This window comes from Acinetobacter sp. YH12254, assembly GCF_013417415.1.
Classification (GTDB): Bacteria; Pseudomonadota; Gammaproteobacteria; order Pseudomonadales; family Moraxellaceae; genus Acinetobacter; species Acinetobacter pseudolwoffii.
Genome location: NZ_VPEB01000002.1, coordinates 117,995 through 141,841, shown reverse-complemented (window position 1 = coordinate 141,841; position 23,847 = coordinate 117,995). Strand labels below are relative to the sequence as shown.

General features: G+C 42.8%; 21 protein-coding genes. 10 read left to right on the top strand and 11 right to left on the bottom strand.

All coding sequences use genetic code 11. From position 1 onward, the window contains the following. Positions 1-80 precede the first annotated feature (80 nt). Complete coding sequence (locus FTV29_RS02415; protein ID WP_180075012.1) at positions 81-743, top strand: SOS response-associated peptidase family protein; 663 nt, start codon at positions 81-83, stop codon at positions 741-743. Between the two features lie 76 nt (positions 744-819). Here FTV29_RS02415 and FTV29_RS02410 read toward each other — a convergent pair whose 3' ends face one another. After that, positions 820-1,284, bottom strand: a complete 465-nt coding sequence (locus tag FTV29_RS02410) for a MarR family winged helix-turn-helix transcriptional regulator (RefSeq protein ID WP_005097294.1) — start codon at positions 1,282-1,284, stop codon at positions 820-822. Positions 1,285-2,023: 739 nt separating this feature from the next. Here FTV29_RS02410 and FTV29_RS02405 point away from each other — a divergent pair. Next, positions 2,024-3,547 (top strand): TerC family protein, encoded by a 1,524-nt coding sequence (locus FTV29_RS02405; protein ID WP_005097293.1) that lies wholly within the window; start codon positions 2,024-2,026, stop codon positions 3,545-3,547. 573 nt (positions 3,548-4,120) lie between these two features. Here FTV29_RS02405 and thiM read toward each other — a convergent pair. The 3 genes from thiM to FTV29_RS02390 form a co-directional block, all read right to left on the bottom strand. Further along, positions 4,121-4,969, bottom strand: coding sequence for a hydroxyethylthiazole kinase (thiM, locus tag FTV29_RS02400; RefSeq protein ID WP_180075011.1), 849 nt, complete (start codon positions 4,967-4,969; stop codon positions 4,121-4,123). Between the two features lie 32 nt (positions 4,970-5,001). Continuing rightward, the gene (locus FTV29_RS02395) at positions 5,002-6,162 is read right to left on the bottom strand and encodes a hypothetical protein (protein ID WP_180075010.1); all 1,161 of its coding nucleotides are present in this window, start codon (positions 6,160-6,162) and stop codon (positions 5,002-5,004) included. Between the two features lie 160 nt (positions 6,163-6,322). Next, entirely contained in the window at positions 6,323-6,580 is a 258-nt protein-coding gene (locus FTV29_RS02390) for a hypothetical protein (protein WP_180075009.1), read from the bottom strand. Between the two features lie 369 nt (positions 6,581-6,949). Between FTV29_RS02390 and pepN the strand changes: the two genes are divergently transcribed. Both pepN and FTV29_RS02380 read left to right on the top strand, forming a co-directional pair. Further along, the gene (pepN, locus tag FTV29_RS02385) at positions 6,950-9,556 is read left to right on the top strand and encodes an aminopeptidase N (RefSeq protein ID WP_180075008.1); all 2,607 of its coding nucleotides are present in this window, start codon (positions 6,950-6,952) and stop codon (positions 9,554-9,556) included. 216 nt (positions 9,557-9,772) lie between these two features. Further along, positions 9,773-9,982, top strand: a complete 210-nt coding sequence (locus tag FTV29_RS02380; RefSeq protein ID WP_005097285.1) for a hypothetical protein — start codon at positions 9,773-9,775, stop codon at positions 9,980-9,982. A gap of 34 nt (positions 9,983-10,016) precedes the next feature. Here FTV29_RS02380 and FTV29_RS02375 read toward each other — a convergent pair whose 3' ends face one another. Next, on the bottom strand, positions 10,017-10,463 hold the full coding sequence (locus tag FTV29_RS02375; protein WP_180075007.1) for a universal stress protein: 447 nt from the start codon (positions 10,461-10,463) through the stop codon (positions 10,017-10,019). A 135-nt stretch (positions 10,464-10,598) separates the two neighbouring features. Then, on the bottom strand, positions 10,599-11,042 hold the full coding sequence (locus tag FTV29_RS02370; protein WP_005170452.1) for a universal stress protein: 444 nt from the start codon (positions 11,040-11,042) through the stop codon (positions 10,599-10,601). 315 nt (positions 11,043-11,357) lie between these two features. On the opposite strand from FTV29_RS02370, the gene FTV29_RS02365 reads away from it, so the two are divergent. Next, positions 11,358-12,308, top strand: a complete 951-nt coding sequence (locus FTV29_RS02365) for an alpha/beta hydrolase (protein WP_218946038.1) — start codon at positions 11,358-11,360, stop codon at positions 12,306-12,308. Between the two features lie 84 nt (positions 12,309-12,392). After that, entirely contained in the window at positions 12,393-12,740 is a 348-nt protein-coding gene (locus FTV29_RS02360) for an SMR family transporter (RefSeq protein ID WP_005097280.1), read from the top strand. Positions 12,741-12,799: 59 nt separating this feature from the next. Here FTV29_RS02360 and FTV29_RS02355 read toward each other — a convergent pair whose 3' ends face one another. The 4 genes from FTV29_RS02355 to FTV29_RS02340 all read right to left on the bottom strand — a co-directional run bounded on the left by FTV29_RS02355 (position 12,800) and on the right by FTV29_RS02340 (position 16,738). Next, a complete protein-coding gene (locus FTV29_RS02355; RefSeq protein ID WP_180075005.1) occupies positions 12,800-13,975 on the bottom strand; it encodes a benzoate/H(+) symporter BenE family transporter in 1,176 nt (391 codons plus the stop codon). Between the two features lie 75 nt (positions 13,976-14,050). Next, positions 14,051-14,707, bottom strand: a complete 657-nt coding sequence (gene leuE / locus FTV29_RS02350) for a leucine efflux protein LeuE (protein WP_180075004.1) — start codon at positions 14,705-14,707, stop codon at positions 14,051-14,053. Positions 14,708-14,780: 73 nt separating this feature from the next. Continuing rightward, positions 14,781-15,758, bottom strand: a complete 978-nt coding sequence (tal, locus tag FTV29_RS02345; RefSeq protein ID WP_100535289.1) for a transaldolase — start codon at positions 15,756-15,758, stop codon at positions 14,781-14,783. Positions 15,759-15,847: 89 nt separating this feature from the next. Continuing rightward, positions 15,848-16,738 carry a LysR family transcriptional regulator gene (locus tag FTV29_RS02340; RefSeq protein ID WP_005170459.1) on the bottom strand — a complete coding sequence of 297 codons (891 nt, stop codon included), beginning with the start codon at positions 16,736-16,738 and terminating at the stop codon, positions 15,848-15,850. A 99-nt stretch (positions 16,739-16,837) separates the two neighbouring features. Here FTV29_RS02340 and aceI point away from each other — a divergent pair, with 99 nt between their 5' ends. Continuing rightward, a complete protein-coding gene (gene aceI / locus FTV29_RS02335; RefSeq protein ID WP_005097273.1) occupies positions 16,838-17,269 on the top strand; it encodes a chlorhexidine efflux PACE transporter AceI in 432 nt (143 codons plus the stop codon). 173 nt (positions 17,270-17,442) lie between these two features. Then, entirely contained in the window at positions 17,443-19,638 is a 2,196-nt protein-coding gene (locus FTV29_RS02330; RefSeq protein ID WP_180075003.1) for a beta-propeller fold lactonase family protein, read from the top strand. A gap of 57 nt (positions 19,639-19,695) precedes the next feature. Here FTV29_RS02330 and FTV29_RS02325 read toward each other — a convergent pair whose 3' ends face one another. Beyond that, positions 19,696-21,201: an acetyl-CoA C-acetyltransferase gene (locus FTV29_RS02325; RefSeq protein ID WP_180075002.1), complete on the bottom strand. Its 1,506-nt coding sequence runs from the start codon at positions 21,199-21,201 to the stop codon at positions 19,696-19,698. A 240-nt stretch (positions 21,202-21,441) separates the two neighbouring features. Here FTV29_RS02325 and FTV29_RS02320 point away from each other — a divergent pair, with 240 nt between their 5' ends. Together FTV29_RS02320 and FTV29_RS02315 are read left to right on the top strand one after the other, a co-directional pair. After that, on the top strand, positions 21,442-22,833 hold the full coding sequence (locus tag FTV29_RS02320) for a 3-oxoacyl-ACP reductase (protein WP_005097268.1): 1,392 nt from the start codon (positions 21,442-21,444) through the stop codon (positions 22,831-22,833). A gap of 148 nt (positions 22,834-22,981) precedes the next feature. Continuing rightward, a complete protein-coding gene (locus FTV29_RS02315) occupies positions 22,982-23,836 on the top strand; it encodes a MaoC/PaaZ C-terminal domain-containing protein (protein WP_005170469.1) in 855 nt (284 codons plus the stop codon). Positions 23,837-23,847 lie beyond the last annotated feature (11 nt).

Genomic DNA, 23,847 nt, shown 5'->3' with positions numbered 1-23,847 from the left:
TCAAATCTATATCAATATTACAGGTTTGGCTCAAACATCAGGTTATAATCGAGTGGTCGAATGATTTACATTAATCCGCCATGTGTGCCAACTTTAAACCTTTAAGCTTAGAACAATTGCATAATCTGGGGTTGCCCGAAATTCCCTTTGAATATCCGGAAGAGGTCTATCCCAATTATGCTACACCGCTGTTATTTCATTCAGCTCAAGGACTGGAATGGCGGTCGGTAAATTTTGGCCTGATTCCAAAATGGGCAGAAGATAAAAGTATAGCTACCAAGACCTATAACGCCAGAAATGAAACTTTATTGCAAAAGCCAACCTTTGCTGAAGCCACTGCCAAATGTCATTTTGGGGTCATTCCTGTTGCCGAGTTTTATGAGTCCAAATATTTTGACAATAAACCACAGCGTTGGGGTGTAAGACGTCAAGATGGTCAGGCGACTTTTATTGCGGCAGTATATGAGATTACACGAGTACAAGGGGAAATTGTACGATCTGCCAGCATGATTACGATGGATGCCATTGACCATCCGATGATGAAAGAATTTCATGAGCCTGGAAACATCAAACGTTCGGTGATCGTAATTCCGCATGAGCGACTACAAGAATGGCTGACACTGAGTCATCCGGATATTCGGAGTTTTGTACACGGCTTTCCGGAAGAAGAGTTTGAATGTTCACATGTTCCCAAAGAAAAAATCAAAAAAGCCAGCCCACAACTGAACTTTTTTGATTCTTAGAAAGCTCCGGTGAATTATTTATTATTGAAAGTATGCCAATTCGCCAGCGTCTATTTAAAAATAAAAAGTAGGACTTTTAACGAGCCAGATTTTTAAAAATATGACGTAAACTTTCCATGGTTTTTTCAATTTGCAAAGGCGTCAAGCCTTCAAATGACTGCTCTAGTACTATATTGGTCAGATCATTGATCTTATGTGTCATTTGCATGCCTTTTTCGGTCAAAAATACCCGGGTAATTCGTGCATCATCTTCACATGAATAAGTCTCAACCAGACCTTCATCTTTTAAGCGATAAACGATTTTAGTGGTGGTCGACATTTTAGATACGACCATCTCTGATAAGTCGGATACACTCGCATGCGGTTTGGATTTTAAGGCAAGAAGGATACGGCGGCGCGAATTGTCTACACCATATTTTTTAAGTGCGTGATCGACATTAAGTACATATTGAGCATGAACCTGAGTAACCCAATAATAGGGAAAGTTTTCTAAATTAAATTCTTCCGTACACGGTAAAAATTTTGCATATTTCTTAGTCATGAAATGTTCCTTGTATTTATTTTTCTAGGGCCCGTCCATTTTATGAAAAAGTTTATGCATGTTTCAACCTTTATTTTAAAAATGTTAAAGAGATTGCACTTTTTAGTTTTTCTTAATAGCCCCAGAAGTCGAGCAGTTCTGCATATGCGCTGATTTGGGACAGAGAATGGCCATTTTAAATCGGATGAAAGGCAATAATATTTTGTGTAAAATTAATACTTAATTGTATATTTCTGAGGCGGAATCATTTTCCGCAATCGTTTGTCATTCGACAGCATGATTCGCTTATCGGCCAAAATGCAATCACTCTGATTTTAATCAACCAGACAATTTTGCTGATGGATCTATGCAGTTATGCGGAGGAATTTCCCCATCAAAAAATTCAAGCCCTATTTTAACTGATTGCTTTTTTAATCGGTATATATTTGATGGCTGAATTTTTAGTTCACTTTAAAAGTGGTTGAGCTAATGAATGGTAATTACTGCATATTTTTAATTAAAGTAAAATAATTTGTGAAGAAAAAATTAAGTTTAATGCGTTTTATACACACTGATTAATGAAAAAAGTCTAAGGAAAATCATAATCATGTAATTTTTTTATAAATTAATATATTACAAAATACTCAGTTTATGCATAATGGAATGGTCTTAAGTTACATAGGTTAAATTTAATGGATCCCTCGCCGTGCGTTGATCTTCCATCTCTATTTCTAGCTTACTCGAACGGGGTAGTTCTCTAATGGAATTTTTATTAGATCCCGGAATTTGGGTAGGTTTAATTACTCTTATTATTCTTGAAATCGTTTTAGGTATTGATAACCTAGTCTTTATTGCCATTCTGGCTGAAAAACTTCCTCCTGAACAACGTGATAAAGCTCGTGTCATCGGTCTTTCACTCGCATTATTGATGCGTCTGGGCCTGTTGTTTGCCATTGCTTGGCTGGTCACTTTGACTCAGCCGTTGATCACCCTGTTTGACTGGACCTTCTCCGGTCGGGACTTGATCTTGTTATTTGGTGGCTTGTTCTTGGTGTATAAGGCCGTCACAGAGTTACATGAAAAGATAGAAGGTAAGCCTGAAGTCAAATTGACCACTAAGGTGGTTTATGCAAGTTTCACTGCTGTTGTTGCCCAAATTGTGGTTTTAGATGCTGTATTCTCTTTAGATTCAGTGATTACTGCAATTGGGATGGTCGACAATATTTACGTCATGATGGCTGCAATGATTGTTGCGATGGGTGTAATGCTACTGGCATCGAAACCATTGACCAGTTTTGTAAACCGTCATCCAACCGTGGTGATTCTGTGTCTAAGCTTCCTGCTTTTGATTGGTATCAGTCTGATTGCAGAAGGTTTTGGTTTCCACATTCCAAAAGGCTATATCTACTCGGGTATTGGTGTCGCGATCTTGATCGAAGCGTTCAACCAGTTCGGCCAGCGTAATGCAGCAAAGCATGAATCTAAGATTCCTTTGCGCCATCGTACGGCTGATTCTATTTTGAAGTTAATGGGCGGCAAGCTGGAAACCACTGATACTGACAAAAATGAAGCTCAAGAAGCCTTTGCAGATGAAGAACGTTACATGATTGGCGGGGTATTGACCCTTGCAGAGCGTTCAGTCGCTTCGATCATGACACCGCGCAGTCAGATTTCATGGGTCGATCTAGAGGATAGCCCGGAACAGATCCGTGAAAGAATTCTATCTGTTCCCCACAGCCTGTTTCCGGTATGTCGTGGCAGCCTGGATAAGGTGATTAGCATCGTACGTGCCAAGGAATTACTGGATGTGCTGGAAGAACCAGAAGAGTTAAAAGCCCTGATCAAACGCCATCGTCCAATTTATATCTTTGAAAAGATGAAAGTTATTGATGCGATCAATACTTTGCGTACCTCTAAAGGCTCTTTGGTCTTGGTGAGCGACGAGTTTGGTAATGTACAGGGTCTGATCTCACCACTAGATGTATTTGAAGCCATTGCCGGTGAGTTCCCGGATGCAGACGAACAACTTGATTTGGTCAGAATTGACGATTCCCACTGGATCGCTTCAGGTATGCTGGATCTGTATCAGCTTGAGCTTGAACTCGGCATGATTGATCTGATTGATGAAGATGCTGGTTATATCAGTGTTGCGGGTCTGATTCTGGATAAAACCAACAGTGTGGTCGAAGTCGGTACTGAATTGGATTATCAAGGTGTACAGTTCAAAGTCACTGAAATTGAAAGCAATCGTATCAAATCAGTCAGTATTCATTACGCGGCTTAAACACTTGCTTTGTTCAAATCTTGAAGGTCAGTTGCTCTAGTGGCAGCTGACTTTTTTAATGCATCTTTTCTCAATTGTCCTTATTAAAACAAAGTGAGGTCATTGTTCAGACAGATTTTTTATCATTCGATGCAGACTATCCTTCAAGTTGGATATTGAGCTGAATGGCTTGATATTGCACTAGAGTTTTAAGTCTAAAAGCCAGATTCGTAATGCAGCATAAGCAGAATCACATACTGGATATTGATCAATAGAGCCTGTTAATTAAAGCTTAAAAGTAACATTCAAATCCTGCTGGATAATTAAATTATAATTCACATGATTTTAGTTGGGTCATGCAAAAACAGATCAAACAAAATTTTGATCTCTTTGGCGGAAATCGGTAGATAAATTACATTAAGTTATATGAAGCCTGTTCAGTTAACCACCGATTATGCTCAAAATAGTTTCGGCGTAGGATTCAGAAACAACCTATCTCTTCAGAAATTAGTAGAAAATGTGAGCGATGTACAGCTAAAAGTGGGGTGTCAGGTCTATGCAAACCTGCAAACACCCCTTAAAGCTGCTATCAAACTAAACTGCTCCCGGCAAAATTTGAAAGTTGGCGTATTGTCGAATGCTTTCAGTATTAAGTTGATGGACTTCATCCAGAAAAGCCACATTAAAACGGCCAAGCTGTGGCGCACGTTCAAAAGCCCGTTGACCTGCAATTGCAAAATGCACATGTGCAGCGAGTGCCGCGATTGCGGGAGAACTTACAGCACTATAGGCTGCAATCAGTGCACCAAGTGCACAACCGGTGGCCGTGACTCGCGGTTGTAAATATGATCCGCCTGATACCTGTATTACCGGATAATCTCTGGAAATGATGTAATCAGATTCACCGGAAATCGCGACACAGTCACAATGCGCCAATAAGCTTTGTGCCTGTAAATAAACATCGGCACTATTGATGGTACTGTCTACACCTTTGGATTCGATCCGCTTGCCAGCCAAAGCACCAATTTCAGAGGCATTGCCCCGTAAAATTGTCGGATGGGAATTGAGCAACTGATCTACCGTATTCGAGCGCCAATGCAGTACCGATCCATAACCAACCGGATCCAGTACCCATGGTTTTTTCAGACGATGTGCCGTTTCCGCAGCAATGTGCATGGCCTGTACTTGTTCGGTGGTCGGCGTACCCAGGTTGAGATTGATCGCAGCTGCAATTTTGGCAAAGCTTTCGGCCTCAAAAGGATTATCGATCATGGCGGGGGAAGCATTGGCAGCCAGCACCACATTGGCCACATAATTACTGGCCACGGCATTGGTCATGATATGCACCAATGGCTGATGTTGCTGTAACTTTAACCATGCCTCGCAGATTTGATCCAGAAGCGTGTGCTGTAGTGCTTGCGTAGAAGTATTCATAATGATCATCTGTCAAAAAGTAATCTAAGTCGTATCTTCGCTCAGCGGGTAAAATAATGGTCCTGATGCTTACAGCTACGGCAGAACAGGCTGACATAGTCACTGGCATCATAATCCACCGAAAGCTCCTGTGAGCCGCAGTGCATACAACGTTTCTGCGAATAAAATTTCAGGCGCGGTTCAATTTTATGCCATGAGCGCCAGACCGGCTGAAAGAAAATATTCTCATCATAACCCAGGAAGCGATAAAACAGGATTTCACTCATCTTGCTGAAGGCCAGTTGTGGCGGGCGTGGCAGGGTAGAGGTTTCCCATTTTTCCGTGACAGAACGTTCCCGATACTGTTGTAAGGTTTTTTTCAGCAGATTGGTATTAATAAAATTTTCATTGCGTGGCTTAAGCGCTTTTTGCTTATATAGATATTCCAGGGCGGTCTGTACCAGATAATAAATCTGTCCCACTGCCAAGACATCTAAAAGGCGATAGCAAAAGGTCTGAAAGCTCTGATTTCCGGCAATCTGCACATTCCAGCTACGACAGTAAAATTGCGCAAACTGAATGATCTCCTCATATAGCAGACAATACAGGGCATCTTTGACTTCATCTGCACTTTTAAAGGGCACACCTTGACTCAGGTTCTGATAAAACCAGTTGCGTAGTTGCTGGGTAATGCTGAACAGGCTCGGTTCAGAATAGCCATCCAGACGTACATTAATATAATAGTGCTGATTTTCCTGTTGAACATCTTTGGGAATTAAAATCTGTTCTCTGAGCATATTTTTGATCAGACCATGTTGAAACAGATAGTTCGGACTGATGGAAAAATAGCGAATATGATGCCAGTCGATATATTCGCGGTGCTGGCTATATTCCTGTACTTGTTCATCTAAAATCGAAAGTAAAAACAGTTTATTGATAAAACTGAGCTGATTGAGCTCAGGAACCGGCCGGTCCTGTTTTTTATGATAGAGACGATTTTCCTGTAAACGGACTTCCTTGAGCATGCGTTTACGCTGCGCCAGACATCGTTCACAATAACAATTGTGCTTTTGATCAGAATAAAGCTGATGCTGGCAATGGCTGCATTCATGATAGCTCAGTTCCTGATCATATTGCTCTGCCTCAATCCAATACATCGATGCCTTACACAGCGGGCAGTGGGTACTTTCATCAAGCTGTTTTTGCAGAACACTGAATACCATGGTCGCGGGCAACTCTAGAATGGACGGGCATTTGATTATACACGGCTGATGAGATGCAAACGTAGTGGACGGGTGCAATTTTTCTAAATCAAAAATAGTCATCCAAACAGGAGAAGAGCTACCGAAGTAGCTCTGATTTTAAAACATGAAATAATGCTTTTTAAACCGGGCAGGGTAAGCTTTCGTCCTGTTCCCCGCGGTGTTTGGCATGAATCAAGGCCTGCACCTTTTTAGATGGAACTTTCCTGGCACCGAGTGCATCGTAGCTATTGAGAATGGCCGTGACTTCATGCGACTGAAGCGGAATGCCTTCACAGCTCATCAAAAGTGCAATGACTTTATGGTCAATGTTCGCCTGATCCAGAGTTTGCAGCATTTTAATATTTTCCATTCGTACAATATGTTTTTTTAGATACATGGCTCACCTCATGCTTATCATTATTGTTTCATTTTAAATGTGGAATTAAGTGTGAAAAAACACAGTTTAAGGCTAGCAAGAAATGTGCTCGTTTTTTAATCTGGACTTGTGAATTGTTATTTAAAGCTAGATATATATTTAAAATCAATAATTTATATAAATGTAAGAAATCATGATTGTGGTGATTTAGTTGGCATAGATTTTTCTTAAGTCCAGTCGAGTGCTGCGCAATTAGGCAAAAACGCATTGAAAGTGGTGCGTGCAATGCCCATATTAGAGCGAACAATACAAATGCACAGACAGCGTTTAAAACTTGGCGTATGATTTTGACATGAACAATGTCGAACAAGATAAAGATTAGGACAGGACATGAATATTGCGGCAAACCCGGTGATCGAAGCGGATCAAACCATTTATTTAAAAGACTATCAAAAACCTTCCTTTGTTGTCGATTCTATCGACCTGAATATTCAAGTCTATGCAGATCATACGCTGGTCAGCAGCAAACTGGAGATGCAGCGTCAGACTGCTGGCGATCTGGTTTTGCTTGGCCGCGATCTGGAACTGCAATCGATCCGGTTAAATGGTCAAACCCTGAATGCAACTGACTACAGTCTTGATGCTGAACAACTGGTCATTGCCAATGCGCCTGATCAAGTGTCGCTTGAAATTGTGGTTAAAATCCATCCTGAAAGTAATACTATGCTGGAAGGTTTATATCAGGCCAGTTCAGATCTGTTTGTGACCCAAAATGAACCAGAAGGGTTCCGTAAAATTACTTTCTATCCAGACCGTCCTGATGTGTTGTCGGTCTTTACCACACGTGTAGAGGCAGACAAGAAATATCCGGTCTTGCTCGCAAATGGTAACCTGCTAGAAACCGGTGAAGTGGATGAAAATCGTCACTATGCCGTGTGGCAGGATCCGACCAAGAAACCGAGCTATTTGTTCGCCTGTGTCATTGGTGACTTGGCAGTGATGAAAGATTCCTATGTCACATCGGAAGGCCGCAATGTAGCTCTGGAAATCTACGCAGAAGAAAAAGATATTCCAAAATGCAAGATCGCCATGGAAGCGCTCAAACATTCTATGCGCTGGGATGAAGAGCATTATGGTCTGCCTTATGATCTGGATAATTACATGATTGTGGCGACCAGTGCATTCAACATGGGTGCCATGGAAAATAAAGGTCTGAATATCTTCAATACTTCATGCGTGCTAGCCGATGAAGAGTACACCACTGATGCCGCCATCATGCGGGTGCAGTCAGTCATTGCGCATGAATATTTTCATAACTGGACCGGTAACCGGATTACCTGTCGTGACTGGTTCCAGCTGTGTTTGAAAGAAGGCCTGACTGTATTCCGTGACCAATCTTTCTCGGAAGATTTACAGTCGGCTGCGGTACAACGTATTGATGATGTAGCAGTTCTGAAAGCACATCAGTTCCCGGAAGATTCAGGGCCGCTATCACATCCGCCGCGTCCAGATCATTTTGTCGAAATTAACAACTTCTATACCGCAACCGTGTATGAAAAAGGGGCGGAAATTAACCGCATGATGGCGACCTTGCTGGGCAAGGAAAAATTCCGCCAAGGTACCGATGAGTATTTCCGCCGTCATGATGGTCAGGCGGTAACGGTGGAAGACTGGGTGGCCGCGCTCACCGCAGGTTCAGGGGTGGATCTATCCAACTTCCTGACCTGGTATAACCAGCCGGGTACACCGAAACTTGAAGTAAAAGCCGAATATGATATTGAAATGCAAACTTATCGTCTTAGCTTGAAGCAAAGCCTGAAAACCCATGCCAAATATCCGAATCTGAAAGCGGTACCTATTCCAGTGGCTTTGGCGCTGTTTGATGCCGAAACCGGTGAGCAGTTAAAGTTGAACTCTGAAGCACTCTTTGAAAATGGCGTGAAAGATGGGGTATATCTGTTTGATCAGGAACAAGCCACGATTGAATTTAGCGGCATAAGCAGCAAACCGGTGGTGTCCTTGTTGCGTAATTTTTCTGCGCCAGTCAATCTGGACTTTGACTATTCAGAACAAGAATTGGCCTTCCTGCTGCAATATGAGACCAATGGTTTTAACCAGTGGCAAGCCACTCAAACGTTATTAGAGCGTATCTTGCTAGATGATCAGCCTGCGGATATTTATATCGCGGCGATGTTGAATACCTTGCCGGGTGTGATTGAAAAAGATCCGCTGTTGGCATCACGTCTGTTTGATGTGCCGTCTGAAGGTTATTTGGGCAGCCGTATTGATCAGGACTATAATCCGGTCATGATTCAGGAAAAGCGTGAGGCTTTGCTGCATACGCTGGCACGTGCCTTTGGTGAAACAGCCAAAGAGACGTATCTTGATCTGGATCCTGATCTGCAATCTGAATTCTCGCAAGCGATGGGTGTACGTGCTTTAAGAAACATCATGTTGACGATGATCGCCCGTCAGGGAGATGCATCTGCCTTTGATTTGGCTTATGAGCAATATCACACAGGTAATATGTCTGAACGTTTGGGCGCCCTGAAAGTTCTGGTCTGGAACGATGCACCACAAGCAGAAGAAGCTTTGGCAGACTTTTATAGCCGCTTTGAAGACGAAGCTCTGTCTTTAGATCAATGGTTTATGGTGCAGGCAGCGCATCCAAAAGCAACCGATGCAACCATTGCCTATCTGACCCAGCATCCTGATTATGATCTGGCTGTACCAAACCGGATCCGTGCTGTGAGCGGCGGTCTGAATGCCAATCCGGTGAATACCTGGAGCTTTGGTGTGCAGCATTTTATTGGTCTGGCGAAATATCTAGATCAGAAAAACCCAATTGTGGGCTCACGTCTGCTGCAAGTATTGTCACGCTGGTACACCCTTGCTGAGCCGCAACGCAGTGAAGTCAAGGCGCAACTTGAAGTATTGAAGCCACTGGTCAAATCTAAAAATGTGTCTGAGACATTAAATAGTATGCTAAGTATATAAAATTCAGTCTCTATCAAAAAACCGGATCATCAAGATCCGGTTTTTTATCTGTTTTGATTTTAAATGGCCGGTTTAGATACATTTGAAATACGCTGATGCACTATGTGGCAACCAAAGCGTGTACAGTATTGCTATACGGACAAGAGTACTGATTTATTAAGCTGTAAGCAGGGTAAAAGGATCTTAGAGATCCACTTACTGGAGGTCATTTAAGATATGTTAGTGAAAATTGAAGATGGTTTTTATTTAAATAGCCAGCATATTATTGCCGTACATGTCAGCAAGAATCCTGAAAATGGCTTACTTGAAATCTCGATTCAATATACACCTCATTCTGTTCAGCAGGTCGGGGAATACAAGAAAGTATTTCAAAGCCAGCTTGATGCAGAAATCTTCTTGAGTGAGCTGAATCAAAAGCTTCGCTAAAAGCCTGCTCAGCTCAGGCTTTCATCAATACCTGTTATTGTCTGACCACCAGTACTGGAATATCAGAAAGTGCCAGCACATTTTGCGCCACACTACCCAGCATGAGTTTTTGCAAACCTTTACGGCCATGTGAACCCATAATAATGACATCAGTCGGTGATTCATTTGCAGCCTGTAAGATTCCTTCTGAAGGTGCCATACCATGCAGGATTTTTGTCGTGACCTGTATGCCTTCACGAACAAAGCTATGTTTCAGGTCATTTAAGCGATCAAGCGCATTTTGTTCTGCATGCATAAAGTAATCTGTGACTGCTGGAGCAACTTTATAAAAATCTACGCCCTTAAAAGGGTCAACCGCAATGACACTGAGTAAGGTGACATGGCTATGAAATACTTTGGCCAGTTCGAGGGCATGTTCTGCGGCAGCATAGGAAATCGAGGACTCATCGAGTGCTACGAGAAGATGATCATAATTATTCATGGTGCTTCCTGATATTTATTATTGCAGTAAGGAGAATAGGGTTTGGGTGGGTGAATCTCCATAACGTACGGTTTGGTTTGAAATCAAATATAGAAAACCGGGTAATGCGCACCTTGAAGATGCGCAAAGCTTTGATTATTTTTTCACGATCAGAACCGGAATTTCACTGGCACCTAAAACATCCTGTGCAAAGCTGCCCAGAATCATTTTCTGGAAGCCTTTACGGCCATGAGAACCCATAACAATCAGATCTGCTTTTACTTCATCAGCAGTTTTGGCAATGTGTTCGGCATTGACCAGACCTGTGACGATCCGTGACTGAGCTTCAATACCTTCAGTCGCTGCAATCGCAGTGGCTTCTTTCAGGGCATTTTTGGCATTGGCATGCGCCTGTACAAAATATTCCTTCATGATAGATGAGCTGTAATAGAAATCAGCTTCAGTAAAAGGATCTTCTGCAATTAGGCTGATCAGGGAAAGCTGGCCACCAAATGCTTTGGCAATTTTTGCAGCATGTCGTACTGCGGAAAAAGAAATTTCTGAGCCGTCTACCGGAACTAAAATATGCTGATAGGCCATGATTTTTTTACTCCAAATGTTTATTGTTCGCTTCTGATTCATTGATAGCACAGTGACTCTACAGGTGCAATTGCAAAACCTAAAAAAATGAAAAAACTCATTAAATTACAACTATTATTCACATAAAACTGTAAAGAAATGGGCAAATAAATCCGAGCAAAAAACTGGGGATTTTCACCTCTGCTGCCAGAACGAACTGGATTAAGTTTTTGGTTTTTGAGCATTTCAGTTAAACTGCCTGCGCTTGATTTTTATCAATATAGGGAAATTGAAATTGTGAGATATATCGCGGTAAATCTTGTGCTGGTCAGCTCGATGATGTTAGCGGGCTGTCAGAATACCGTACAAAATAGCAGGCTAATTGCCAGTGCCTTCAATATGACCACGGGCCTACAACAAAAAGTGATGGATCGTTATGCTCCTGAAACTGTTCGGGTACAGAACAATATCGTGTACCAGCCGCTACAGGATTTAAGCTTCGATCTATATCAACCGCAGAATATTCAGAATCTAGGCCCGAGACCGACCATTGTCTGGATTCATGGCGGTGGCTGGATTTCAGGTTCCAAGGCACATGCCCGCGGCTATTTTAAGCTATTGGCGGCGCAAGGCTATAACGTGATTTCTGTACAATATCAGTTTGCGCCGCAGGTGACTTATCCGAGTCAACTTCAGCAAATTAATCAGGCGTTGGCATTTATCAACACGCATGCCGAGAACTATCACATTGATGCAGCACAACTGTATTTAGCCGGAGATTCTGCCGGTGCCAATCTGGCCAGTCATTATGCCGCGTTGTTGACCAATCCAGAGTTTTCACAACAATCCAATTTCAGTCCAAATATTCAGCCAATGCAGCTCAAAGGCTTGATTTTGCATTGTGGTATTTACGATCTACAGGCCTTTGTGCAAAAAGCACCGGATGAAATCAAAATGGTCGAATGGGGCGTTTATAATCTGGTACAGGCTTATACGGGCGACCAGAAAGATGATGTCGAATTTTTAAAGCAGATTTCCCCGATCCAGCATATTTCAAATGCTTATCCGCCGGTGTTCATCAGTGGCGGTAATAAAGATTTTTTGACCGATACTCAATCCTTACCTTTTGTAGAGACACTCAAGGCCCGGAATATTGCAGTGACCGAGGTATTTTATCCGGAATCTAAAGCCTGGCTGATTCATGAATACCAGTTTTTTATGGGCAAAAAAGAGAGTCAGCAAACCTTTATTCGCACCCTTGATTTTCTGCACCAGCATTCATTGTAAAATAAGCATTATTTAAAGTTTAATTTTCTATTTTAATTGGCTTGTTATTCAAAGCATGAACACTGAAATTTTGGAGATGGAAAAATGAATCCTGTATCGTGGGCCTACCTGTTACTGGCACTGGCGATTGTCGCCGAAGTCACAGGCTCTACATTTTTAGTAAAATCTGAAGGCTTTAGCAAATTATGGCCGTCTTTGGCAGTCGTGGTTTTATTCTGTATTGCATTTTATTTATTGTCCCAAGTGATTAAAGTCATTCCATTGGGAATCGCTTATGCCATCTGGGCCGGTGTGGGAATTGTTCTGACTGCAATTGTGGGCTATGTACTTTTCAAGCAGACGCTCGATGTGCCTGCACTTATTGGCATTGCACTGATTATTTCCGGTGTACTCGTCATCAACCTTTTTTCCCAGACCGCAGGACATTCATAAAAGGCAGACATGATCGCTGCCCTTATTTGTCATTTTATTCTAATGATCAGTCATCAATTTTAAGTGACTTGAGGCTTGAGCTTAAATAGAAAATAGACCATTAATCCCAGTAGTAAGCCCCAAAAGGCTGAACCAATCCCGAAAAACTGAATATTGGATGCGCTGAATAAAAAGGTCATCAGTGCCGCTTCACGTTCATGGCTTTGCTGAAAAGCCAGCGCGATGTTATGCCCAATGGTGCCGAATAAGGCAATTCCGGCCAGAATAGTAATCAGGATTGCTGGAAATGCCATCAGGACACTGGTCAAGGTCGCTGCAAATAGTCCCATCAAAATATAAAACAGCCCACAACTCATGCCTGCAATATAGCGTTTCTGTGGGTCGGGATGAGCTTGAGTATCCAGACTCACTGCCGCACTGATCGCAGCAAGATTGACACTAAAGCAGCCAAAAGGTGCCAGTATCGCCTGACTTATACCGGTCCAGCCTAAAATACCGTTTACCTTGGGTGGATAGCCATAGCTTTTAATTACTGCCAGTCCGGGTAGATATTGCGAAGCCAGATTGATCACCAACAGTGGTAAAGCCAGCCCTAGAACAGCTTGTAGACTAAATTCAGGTTGGATCCAGACCGGCTGGGCCATACTCCAGTTTAAACTCGGGATTGTAAAATCGATAAAGAAAGGGCAGAGCGCAATTGCGGTAAATACGGTAATCACGATGCTATAGCGTGTGCTGATTTTTTTTGAGATCAGATAAATGGCCAGGACACTGAGTACAAATTTCCAGGACTGTTGCAGGCTACCAAATACTGAAATACCAAATTTTAGCAATACTCCAGCCAGCATGGCACTGGTTAAACTTTGTGGAATAAAATGAAAAATACGCTCAAAAATTCCTAAGAATCCCAGCGCAGCAGTCAACAGTCCACAAATCAGAAACGCACCAATCGCTTCACCGAGGCTGTAATGACCCGCAGACGCAATGATCAAAGCCAGTCCCGCCGTTGACCAGGCAGTAGAAACAGGATACTGATATTTCCAGGACAGCCACACACCAGAGATACCTATGCCGATTCCCAGTGCCCATAACCAGGAACTGATTTGTGTCGCATTGGCACCTAAGCTTTGTGCAGCTTCAATCACCAGTACAGCAGAAACACTAATGCCAATCAGGCAGGTAATCAGGCCGGCAATGACCGCAGTAAGAGACAGATCTTGTAATAGTTTTGGCATCGTCCATGACACAATTTTAAAAAGCGTTTAAATCATACGCTTTTCACGTATTTAGACAATATCTGTTTCAAGCTTTTATAAGGTAGAGCTGGCTAGCTTCATCCCAAAACCACAGAATAAAATGCCGACTATGGCCACACAACTGGCTGTCAGTTTGTAATGCTGGTTGAAATAGGAGGCCAGTTTTACCCCTGAGAAAATCAGAATGGACAGATAGGTCATGCTAATCAATTGCAAGATCAAAGCCAATAGAATGAAAGTCAATGCCGGATAAGGATAGCGAGGATCAACAAATTGCACAAAAAATGACAGATAAAACAGAATCGCTTTTGGATTTAAAATACTGATGGTCAATGCAGTACGAAATGGCTGAATAGACGAAGCTTTAGCATCAGCCGCATTCATCTGCGGAATCGTCACTTTTTCTGTTGGACGAATGGTTTTATAGGCGGAAATTAATAACTTCATCCCCAGATAACTCAGGTAGATGGCGCCGATAATCTTCAAAATAATAAACAGGATTGGAAAAGCATGCAATAAAGATGCAGCCCCCAAAGCAGTACATAAAATCAGAATCATGTCACCGGTATACACTCCCAGAGCACCTAAATAACCTGTCTTGATACCAAAACGTGAGGCAATGGACATGACATAAAGGGAATTGGGGCCGGGCAAGAGCACAATTAAGGTGGTACCAATGATAAAGGTACTGAGATCTGTAATACCAAACACGAAGAATTCGCACAAGAAAAAGCCGATGCGGCATTATAGCAACATCGGCTGGTAAAATTTCTAAGATTTTAGCTTAGCTTTCAACGGGATTGAGAAAGGTTTGACCTAATAGCGCAGCCAGTTGCTCACGCGCTTTGATGAAACCCTGAATACCGCCTTGTAACAGTTCACTGGCCATTTGATCCTGCTTCAGCTGTTCCAGAAATGCTGCCTGACTGATCGGACTCAGTTCACCCTGCACAGTAATAGCTGTCGCTGAAAGTTGCGGCTGAACTTCACGTTGATCATGGTTCAGTTCTGCCAGTAGATTTGGTGCAACGGTAAGAAGGTCACAACCGCTCAAGCCCAAGACCTGATCGATACTGCGGAAGCTGGCACCCATAATTTCGGTTTGAATGCCATGGGCTTTATAAAACTCATAAATACTTTTAACCGATAACACGCCAGGATCTTTTTCGATTGGATAAGCATCCACACCTTCAGCCTTCTTGTACCAGTCCAGAATCCGGCCAACAAAAGGTGAAATTAAAGTAACTTTGGCATCAGCGCAGGCATGGGCCTGATGCTGGCCAAATAACAGGGTCAGGTTGGTATGAATGCCTTCTTCTTCTAAGGTTCTTGCGGCCTGAATGCCTTCCCAGGTTGATGCAATCTTGATCAGGATGCGATCGGAGTCAATCCCATACTGCGCATATAGTGCCAGTAACTCTTTGGCTTTTGCGATGGTGGCAGCAGTATCAAAAGACAGGGACGCATCGACTTCAGTCGAAACACGCCCTTCAATTAATTTCAAGATTTCAACGCCGAATTTGACGGTCAAAATATCAATGGTACGTTCAATTAGGGCATCATCCGCATAGCCTTCCTGCTGCGCCTGCTGATAGGCCGCTTCAATCAGGGCCTTGTTCTCAACTTGACTGGCCGCTGCTGTAATCAGTGATGGATTGGTGGTTGCATCCAGAGGACGAAATTTTTCAATTGCGCTCAAGTCACTGCTATCCGCCACAATTGTGGTCAAGTTTTTTAATTGGTCTAATGCGGTTAATGTCATTACGATCTAGTTCTATGGTTATTGCTTATGCATACTTTTATATCATAAACCCTGTATTTACCAAGTAGACTGAAGTGGTGTTTCTGTGATTATTTGCTACTTTTACGCTGATTTCGCAGATGATTAATCAAAAAATGAGCAGCTGTGCCCAAGTTGCTTTCCCGACTCCAGACCAGATCGATAAAATATTCAAACTTTGGGGTGAAATCGAGCAGATTCAGCACTTGCAGATTTTGCTGTAAATTCGGCTGTTTTTTTAGCATTTCCTGCGGGAGAACACCCCAACCCAAACCCTGTTGAATCATGCTACAGGCAGAATGATGATTGTCAGTGCGCCAGTAATGACGGGAATATAATAATTCAGGTTTAATATTACGGTCACGGCTCGCCACCACAATTTGACGGCTATTTAGAATTTGTTCAAAGCTGACCTGATCGTATTGACTCAGTACATGCTGCTTGGCTGCGACAGGAATCAAGACTTCACGCTTTAATTCCACAAACTGTTCACGTGCATCGAGTTGTTCCCGCTCAAACATTAATGCCAGTTGTGCGCTACCATCCAAGAGCATCTGTTGCGCATCTTCCTGAGGTGCACCAAAGACATTAATCTGAAGCTCGGGAAATTGCTGTTCCACCAGAACGACATAATCAGTCCAGCGCGTATGCAGTAATTCAGAAACGATGACGATATTCAGTTCAGACTCCAGGCCTGAACTTAGGGCAAGCGCATGCTGTTTCCACTGATTCATTTCGATTAACAGCTGTTCTGTTCTTTCATACAGTGTCTGTGCCTGCTCCGTTGGCACAGGTTCACGCCCAATACGCTGGAACAGTTGCAGATTCAGATCAATTTCTAAATTCGCAATTGACATGCTAATGGCAGAGGGAACTTTTCCCAATTTTCGTGCAGCTGCAGAGAATGAACCGGTTTCCATCACAGTTTTAAATACAGTGAGTTGTTCCTGATTAATATTCATGTAATCTTATCTATCAATTTTATTGAAATATTCTAACTCGATTAATCAGTTTAAAGAACATAATATGCGCGATTATTGATAAAAAACCGAGTAATGAAAATGTTGATTTCCAAAAGACGACTTGTGCATGCGCTTAGCTATGAAGTCATCCTGTTGGTGATCATTGCGATAGCTTTGAGTCTTATTTTTAATATGCCGCTAGAAGTCACAGGTGTACTGGGAATTGTGATGGCCGTGACCTCTGTCATCTGGAATATGCTGTTTAATCATTATTTCGAAAAATTTGAAGCGAAACGTCAACTGAAACGAACGATTCGAGTGCGTATTTTACATGCGATTGGCTTTGAAGGTGGTTTAATGCTCGCCACCATTCCAATGGTGGCCTATGCGATGAACATGGGGCTATGGCAGGCGATTGTGCTCGATTTTAGCCTGACCCTGTGTATTCTGGTATATACCTTCATTTTTCAGTGGTGTTATGATTCGATAGAAGAAATGCTTGGATATCAGCCTGAGCATCGAAAAATATAATAAGAAAAGCATAGAAAAAAATAAAGCACAGCTAATGTTACTTGTGCTTTATGTGGGGAATCTAGTAAACAGCAGTATTTCTTTGACACATAGCACACTTATTCGACTTTGTATTCATCTTAAACCCCTTTATAAGAGCAGAAGTTTTTATGCATTTGCATCTAAGGGGAATTATGAAGTTAAAATATAGCTTGTTGAGTTTAAGCATTGCCTTACTCATGACTGCTTGTGGCGGTGGTGGTGGTGAGAATGACAGCCATGCATCTAAGCCTGGGTCAGGTACGGTTGGCTCTAATCCATCAACAGGAAATAATGCTCAATTTACCAAAATTTCAGAATTTAAAGTCTTGGATGTGGGTTCGGAACTTACTGCTCAAGATTTCGGTTTAAGTACATGGAATCCTACAGCCCTGGTACGAACTGGTGATGTATTGTATATCGCCAATAGCCAATCAGAATCAAAAATTTTACGTTATGATTTAAAACAAAAACGTGCGCTGAGTGCAATTGACCCATTAAAAATTGAAGGCTTAGCAAAAAAATGGGACAGTCTTGCAGATATCGAAATCCATGCAGAACGCTTATATGTGGCCAGTTATGGTTCTAACCGTGTCGATATTCTAGATATTTCACAGCCTCAACCGAGCTTTGTGATGGCGCTAGGAACTGGCGTTTGGTGGGGCGATACAGTGAACCATGCTTTAGTTCACAGTAATGCTGTTACCGCAGATGACCGCTATATCTATGTCCCCGATATCGAAGGTCGTATTAATGTCTGGCGTCAAAGCGATGCTATTGCACAAAACCATTTAAAAGCGAAAAAGTTTGCTCGGCTCAGTCTTCCTGATTGTGGTCGTAACTGTAATGCACGTATGGAAGTCATGCGAGATCATCTGTATACCAGCCTTCCAAACGGTAAAACTTATGTGCATGACATTAACCAAATTCGTGAAAATGACACTCACATTGCACCTATTTTGACAGAGTCAAATCTTGCGACCCTTTTACACCGTCATGATGACGGTACTGTGTATACCGCAAGGAATGATGGTTCGATAGCAACATATCCTACTCAGGAATTTGGCTTAAAATCAATTCTGCCAAAGCACAATATCGACCAATTCAAAAAATATATCCTGAAAGGGCAAGCTGAAAGCAGTCATATCGAAAGAGCAGGTGATGTTGCGGTGTATGGCCAACAGTTGATTCATTTGTCTAATCAAAGGGTTAAGCTCTTGCCAATGGTCACATTACAGCAAAATAAGACCAAACAGCTGAGTTCTGCATTATTGTTGACTGAATCTAAAGCACAAAATCAAACACTTGTATTGCAAGATGGTGAATCTTGGGAGGCGCTGACCAATAGTGCTGAACGTCATGTGTATATGAATCGGATTTTATCGGCAGAGCTGAGTAGCAACGCTTTAACGCTTAAAAGTTATAGCGCTGTTCCTGTTCGAAATTTACAAATTCGCGCCAAAATCCGTCATTCAGATGATTGGGTTATACTTGCAGATTTAGATGAGCTTACGCCATTTTCCACTGCAAAATTTAATATTAAATTGAATGATCAATCCCGCTTCCCGCTTGCAGATGGCAGTGGTTCAATTCAGTTGGCAGGTTTAAGTCAGACCACGCTGATACCAAGTGATATTTTCGATTTACATGTGACTTCTGAAACAGACGAGCATGTGAAAAAGCTCAATAAAATTCAGGCAAAATGGAAAATCTATTTTGGTAAATATGACGAACCAGGCAAATGGTGTCGAGTAACGCCTGTCTATGCGCGTGAATGGGTCATCATGATGACGAACTTAGCATATATGCTCAGTACCCCTGAATTTGAAAACCTCTGGTTTAATCATAAAGCAGTGATGGGCCATGATTTCTTTGGTAATGCAGGTCAAGTCGATGGGCCAAACGGTATTTATATGCCTGAAGACTATGTTCGTATCTACAAAGAGATTTTAAATCGTAACGAGATTAATCTTGGTATTACCAATATAGGTGGTGGTCTTGGTGGCGGTACCGTGCTGGGTGTCGATACTTGGCTATTCTATGGTCACTATCGTTTATCAGGTTTTCGTATTATTGCGCATGAATTCGGACATCATTGGGGGGGACATAATAGCGCATGGGCGATGTCATCACATGGCTTCGAGCCGATGGTGGATTGGTTGAACTTCTACTTCCAGCGCCGTCCTGGTTCACTGCCTTATATGGATCCAAATGTTAACGCATTCCACCTCACTCCCGATGCAGCGCTGTGCCAGGGGGTTAATCAAAACATTGTGAGGGGTGTAGCATCAACAGCACCTTGGAATAAAGTTGACGAATACTTTAAAAATAATCCAATGCCAATACAGTAGGTAAAAGGTATAAAAAAGCTCCTCAATCGAGGAGCTTTTTTGAATCAAGGTAGCAGCTTATTTTTCAATAATCGCTGTAACACCCTGACCACCGGCAGCACAGATCGATACCAGTACACGACCTGAACCTTTTTGAGCAATCAGTTTGGCTGCCGTCGCAATAATACGACCACCAGTTGCTGCAAAGGGATGACCGGCTGCAAGTGATGAGCCTTTCACGTTCAGTTTTGCACGGTCAATTGAACCGAGTGGCGCATCCAGACCTAAACGCTCTTTACAGAATGCTGGATCTTCCCATGCCTTTAAAGTAGACAGCACTTGAGAAGCAAATGCTTCATGAATTTCATAATAGTCGAAGTCCTGAAGTTTTAGGCCCGCACGTTCCAGCATGCGAGGAACAGCATAAGCAGGTGCCATCAATAAACCTTCTTTCTTCTCGACGAAATCAACTGCTGCAGTTTCCTGAAAAGTCAGATAAGCCAAAACTTCATGACCATTGGCTTTTGCCCATTCTTCAGACGCTAGCAGAACGCAAGAAGCACCATCTGTCAGTGGGGTAGAGTTACCCGCAGTCATGGTACGCGCATCGCCCTTACCAAACGCAGGTTTAAGCTTCGCCAGTTTCTCGACTGAAGAATCAGCACGCAGGTTATTGTCACGCTCTAAACCCAGGAATGGCGTGATCAGATCATCAAAGAAACCTTCTTCATAAGCTGCTGCCATTTTCTGGTGTGAAGATGCAGCAAGTTCATCTTGCGCTTCACGGGAAATACCCCATTCCAGTGTGGTAATCGCCTGATGATCACCCATAGACAAGCCAGTACGTGGCTCACCATTTTTAGGTGCGTCCATCAATTCTTTGACATTAATTTTGGTCAAGGCTTTTAAACGGTCTTTGGCAGTTTTGGCAATGTTCAATTCAAGCAGCGCTTTACGCAAGCCGTCACCCAATGCAATGGGCGCATCAGAGGTGGTATCTACACCACCGGCGATTCCTACTTCAATTTGGCCCAGTGCAATCTTGTTTGCCACTAAAAATGCAGCTTGTAAACCCGTACCACACGCCTGCTGGATATCATAAGCTGGGGTTTCTGGTGCCAGTGCCGTATCCAGAACACATTCACGAGTCAGGTTAAAGTCACGGCTATGCTTCAGGACAGCACCTGCAACCACTTCACCGACACGTTGACCTTGCAGATTAAAGCGCTCTACCAGACCATTTAATGCTGCGGTCAGCATGTCCGAGTTAGAGGCAGTAAAATAGGCACCATTCGAACGTGCAAATGGAATACGGTTGCCACCAAGAATAGCAACGCGGCGAACTGTGTTTTGGCTCATATTATTATCCTGTTGAACAGAAGGCTGTGTTTTTGAAACTGAATCTGTTTGAGTTGATGTCGTCTGACTGCTACTGCTCGCTGTACGACGGGTACGCGGAGTTTTAGCTGCAGCAGCGGCTGTATCCGTGTTTTTAGTGCTACGCTTAGCACGCGTTGATGATTTTGACACAGCTGGAGATGCGGAATTCTCGACTGCTGGATTTTCTTGAGTTGTTTTGCTCATAAGGCTTTTCCAAGCAAATTGATCGTCTTCTTGTGGCTTACATTAGCATAGATGAGTATATGCTGTATTGACTACAATGACATTGCAGACTGCGCTCAGGTCAAGTCATCTGCCAGATATCTCAAGTATGATTGGGTAGAATCTGGTAGATCTATTGCAATATAAGTATCTGGCATTATATTGAAGTTAAAGGATAACTTTAGATCGATCAAAAATTAATTTGTATGAGAGATAATAAACATGACTGATCAGTACCAAAATTTCGCAAAATCTCCTATTGGTAAATTTGTCATTAAAAATCTGGGCCTGCCATCCCCAATTTCCCTAGACCGTTTCGAGTCTGCAACGCCAGTGGTAAAAGGCGCTGTGTTATTCGGTGCTGCACCTGCGAGTGTATTGACCGGTTCGATTGCTCAGGTGCTGGCAAATATTCATGCCAATAGCTATGCAGGCAATAATGCGGAACTGCAACAGGCAGCGGCGAAATCGGGTCTGAACCTGAATGCATTTAATACTGGCGATAAAGAATCCAAGTTTAAAGTGGTTATTTTTGATGCTTCTGGTATTGAAAATTCAGAGCAGTTGAAATCACTTTATGAATTCTTTAATCCGATTGCGCGTCAGATTCAAAGTTCTGGTCGTGTGGTCGTGATCGGCACAACACCTGAATCTGCAAAATCTGTGAGTCAGGCCATTGCACAACGTGCGCTCGAAGGTTTTGTCAAATCTGTGGGCAAAGAATTTAAAAAGGGTATTGCAGCCAACCTGATTTATGTCGATGCAGGTGCCGAAGCCAATCTTGAGTCTGTGCTACGTTTTGCAATTTCTCCACGCTCTGCCTATGTGTCTGGTCAGGTTATTCGTGTATCGGCAGCAGCACAAGTAGACTTGGACTGGAGTAAGCCACTGGCAGGAAAAACGGCAGTAGTAACTGGAGCAAGCCGTGGTATTGGTGAGGCGATTGCTCATGTGCTGGCACGTGATGGCGCACATGTGATTTGTCTGGATGTCCCACAACAGCAGGCAGATCTGGATCGTGTCGCTGGTGAAATTGGCGGCTCTACACTAGCGATTGACATTACTGCAGCCGATGCGGGTGAGAAAATCAAACAGGCGGCAGCGGCGCAGGGTGGTCTGGATATTATCGTGCATAATGCAGGGATTACCCGCGACAAGACTTTGGCCAATATGAAGCCTGAGCTTTGGGATCTGGTCATTAACATCAACCTGTCAGCAATTGAACGCGTCAATGATTACTTGCTCTGCAACGATGGTCTAAATGCAAATGGCCGTATTATCTGTGTATCTTCTATTTCAGGTATTGCAGGTAATCTGGGTCAAACCAACTATGCAGCCTCTAAAGCAGGTGTGATTGGTGTGGTGAAATTCACAGCACCGACATTAAAAAATGGTATAACCATTAATGCTGTGGCACCGGGTTTTATTGAAACGCAAATGACAGCAGCAATTCCATTTGCCATCCGTGAAGCTGGACGCCGTATGAATTCCATGAGTCAGGGTGGTCATCCTGTTGATGTGGCAGAAGCGATTGCGATGTTTGCCTCGACTGCCTCTTCAGGTTTGAATGGCAATGTGGTGCGTGTGTGTGGTCAGAGCCTGTTAGGGGCTTAATTTAGAATCCCCCTAAATCCCTCTTTGCAAAAGAGGGGACTACTCCTCCCTTTGTTAAAGGGAGGTTGGGAGGGATTTATTTAAAAAGATATTCTTCCTTCTTTTAAAAAGAAGGACGTCATAAAGATAAATATTCCAAAGGTTCAGTATGAATACTCGCCATTTTAGTCAACTTCCAAAACCTTATTTAGCCTATCCAAAAGTGATTCAGGGCTTGATTTTTAAAAAGCCAAAAGCTGAAAAAGTTCTACCGCAAGTTGAATATGTGGTGGATTCATTCAAGGTCGATCAAAAGCATCTGAAAGCCTATAATGAAGTTTGTGGTTTTAAAAATAATGGCTATATTCCAGCCATTTATCTAACAGTTCTTTCACAAAGCCTGCAAATGCATATGATGACGGCTGAAGCTTTTCCTTTTCCGGTTCTCGGTCTGGTGCATATCCGCAATCAGGTCAAACAGTATCGTAAAATCGGAGTCAATGAATCTCTCACATTGTCTTGCAAGTTTGGTGAATTGCAGCCGCATGATAAAGGTGTACAGTTTGATTTCATCACCACAGTAAAAGTCGGTGATGAAGTGGTGGTGGAAGCCTTGACCACTTATCTGTCCCGTCAAAAGAGTAAAGGCAAAGCTGCAGCCAAAATCGTCGAAAACAAGACACCCGATTATGAGCTGAATGCTGAATGGGAAATTCTAGAAAATACGGGTCGCCGTTATGCCATGACATCCGGCGACTTTAACCTGATTCATATTCATGCCCTAATGGCTAAGGCATTCGGATTTAAACAGGCGATTGCGCATGGTATGTGGACCAAGGCTAAAGCTTTGTCCAGCCTGGCATTGCCCGATGCCTATGAAGCAGATGTCTGGTTTAAACTGCCCTTATATCTGCCTTCCAAAGTGCAATTCTTAACCGCGAAAGCAGCTAATGATACGGAAATCCTGATTCGTAATAGCAAAAATCAGAAGCCGCATGTCACAGGAACTGTGACCGCAATTTAAAGTACGATAAA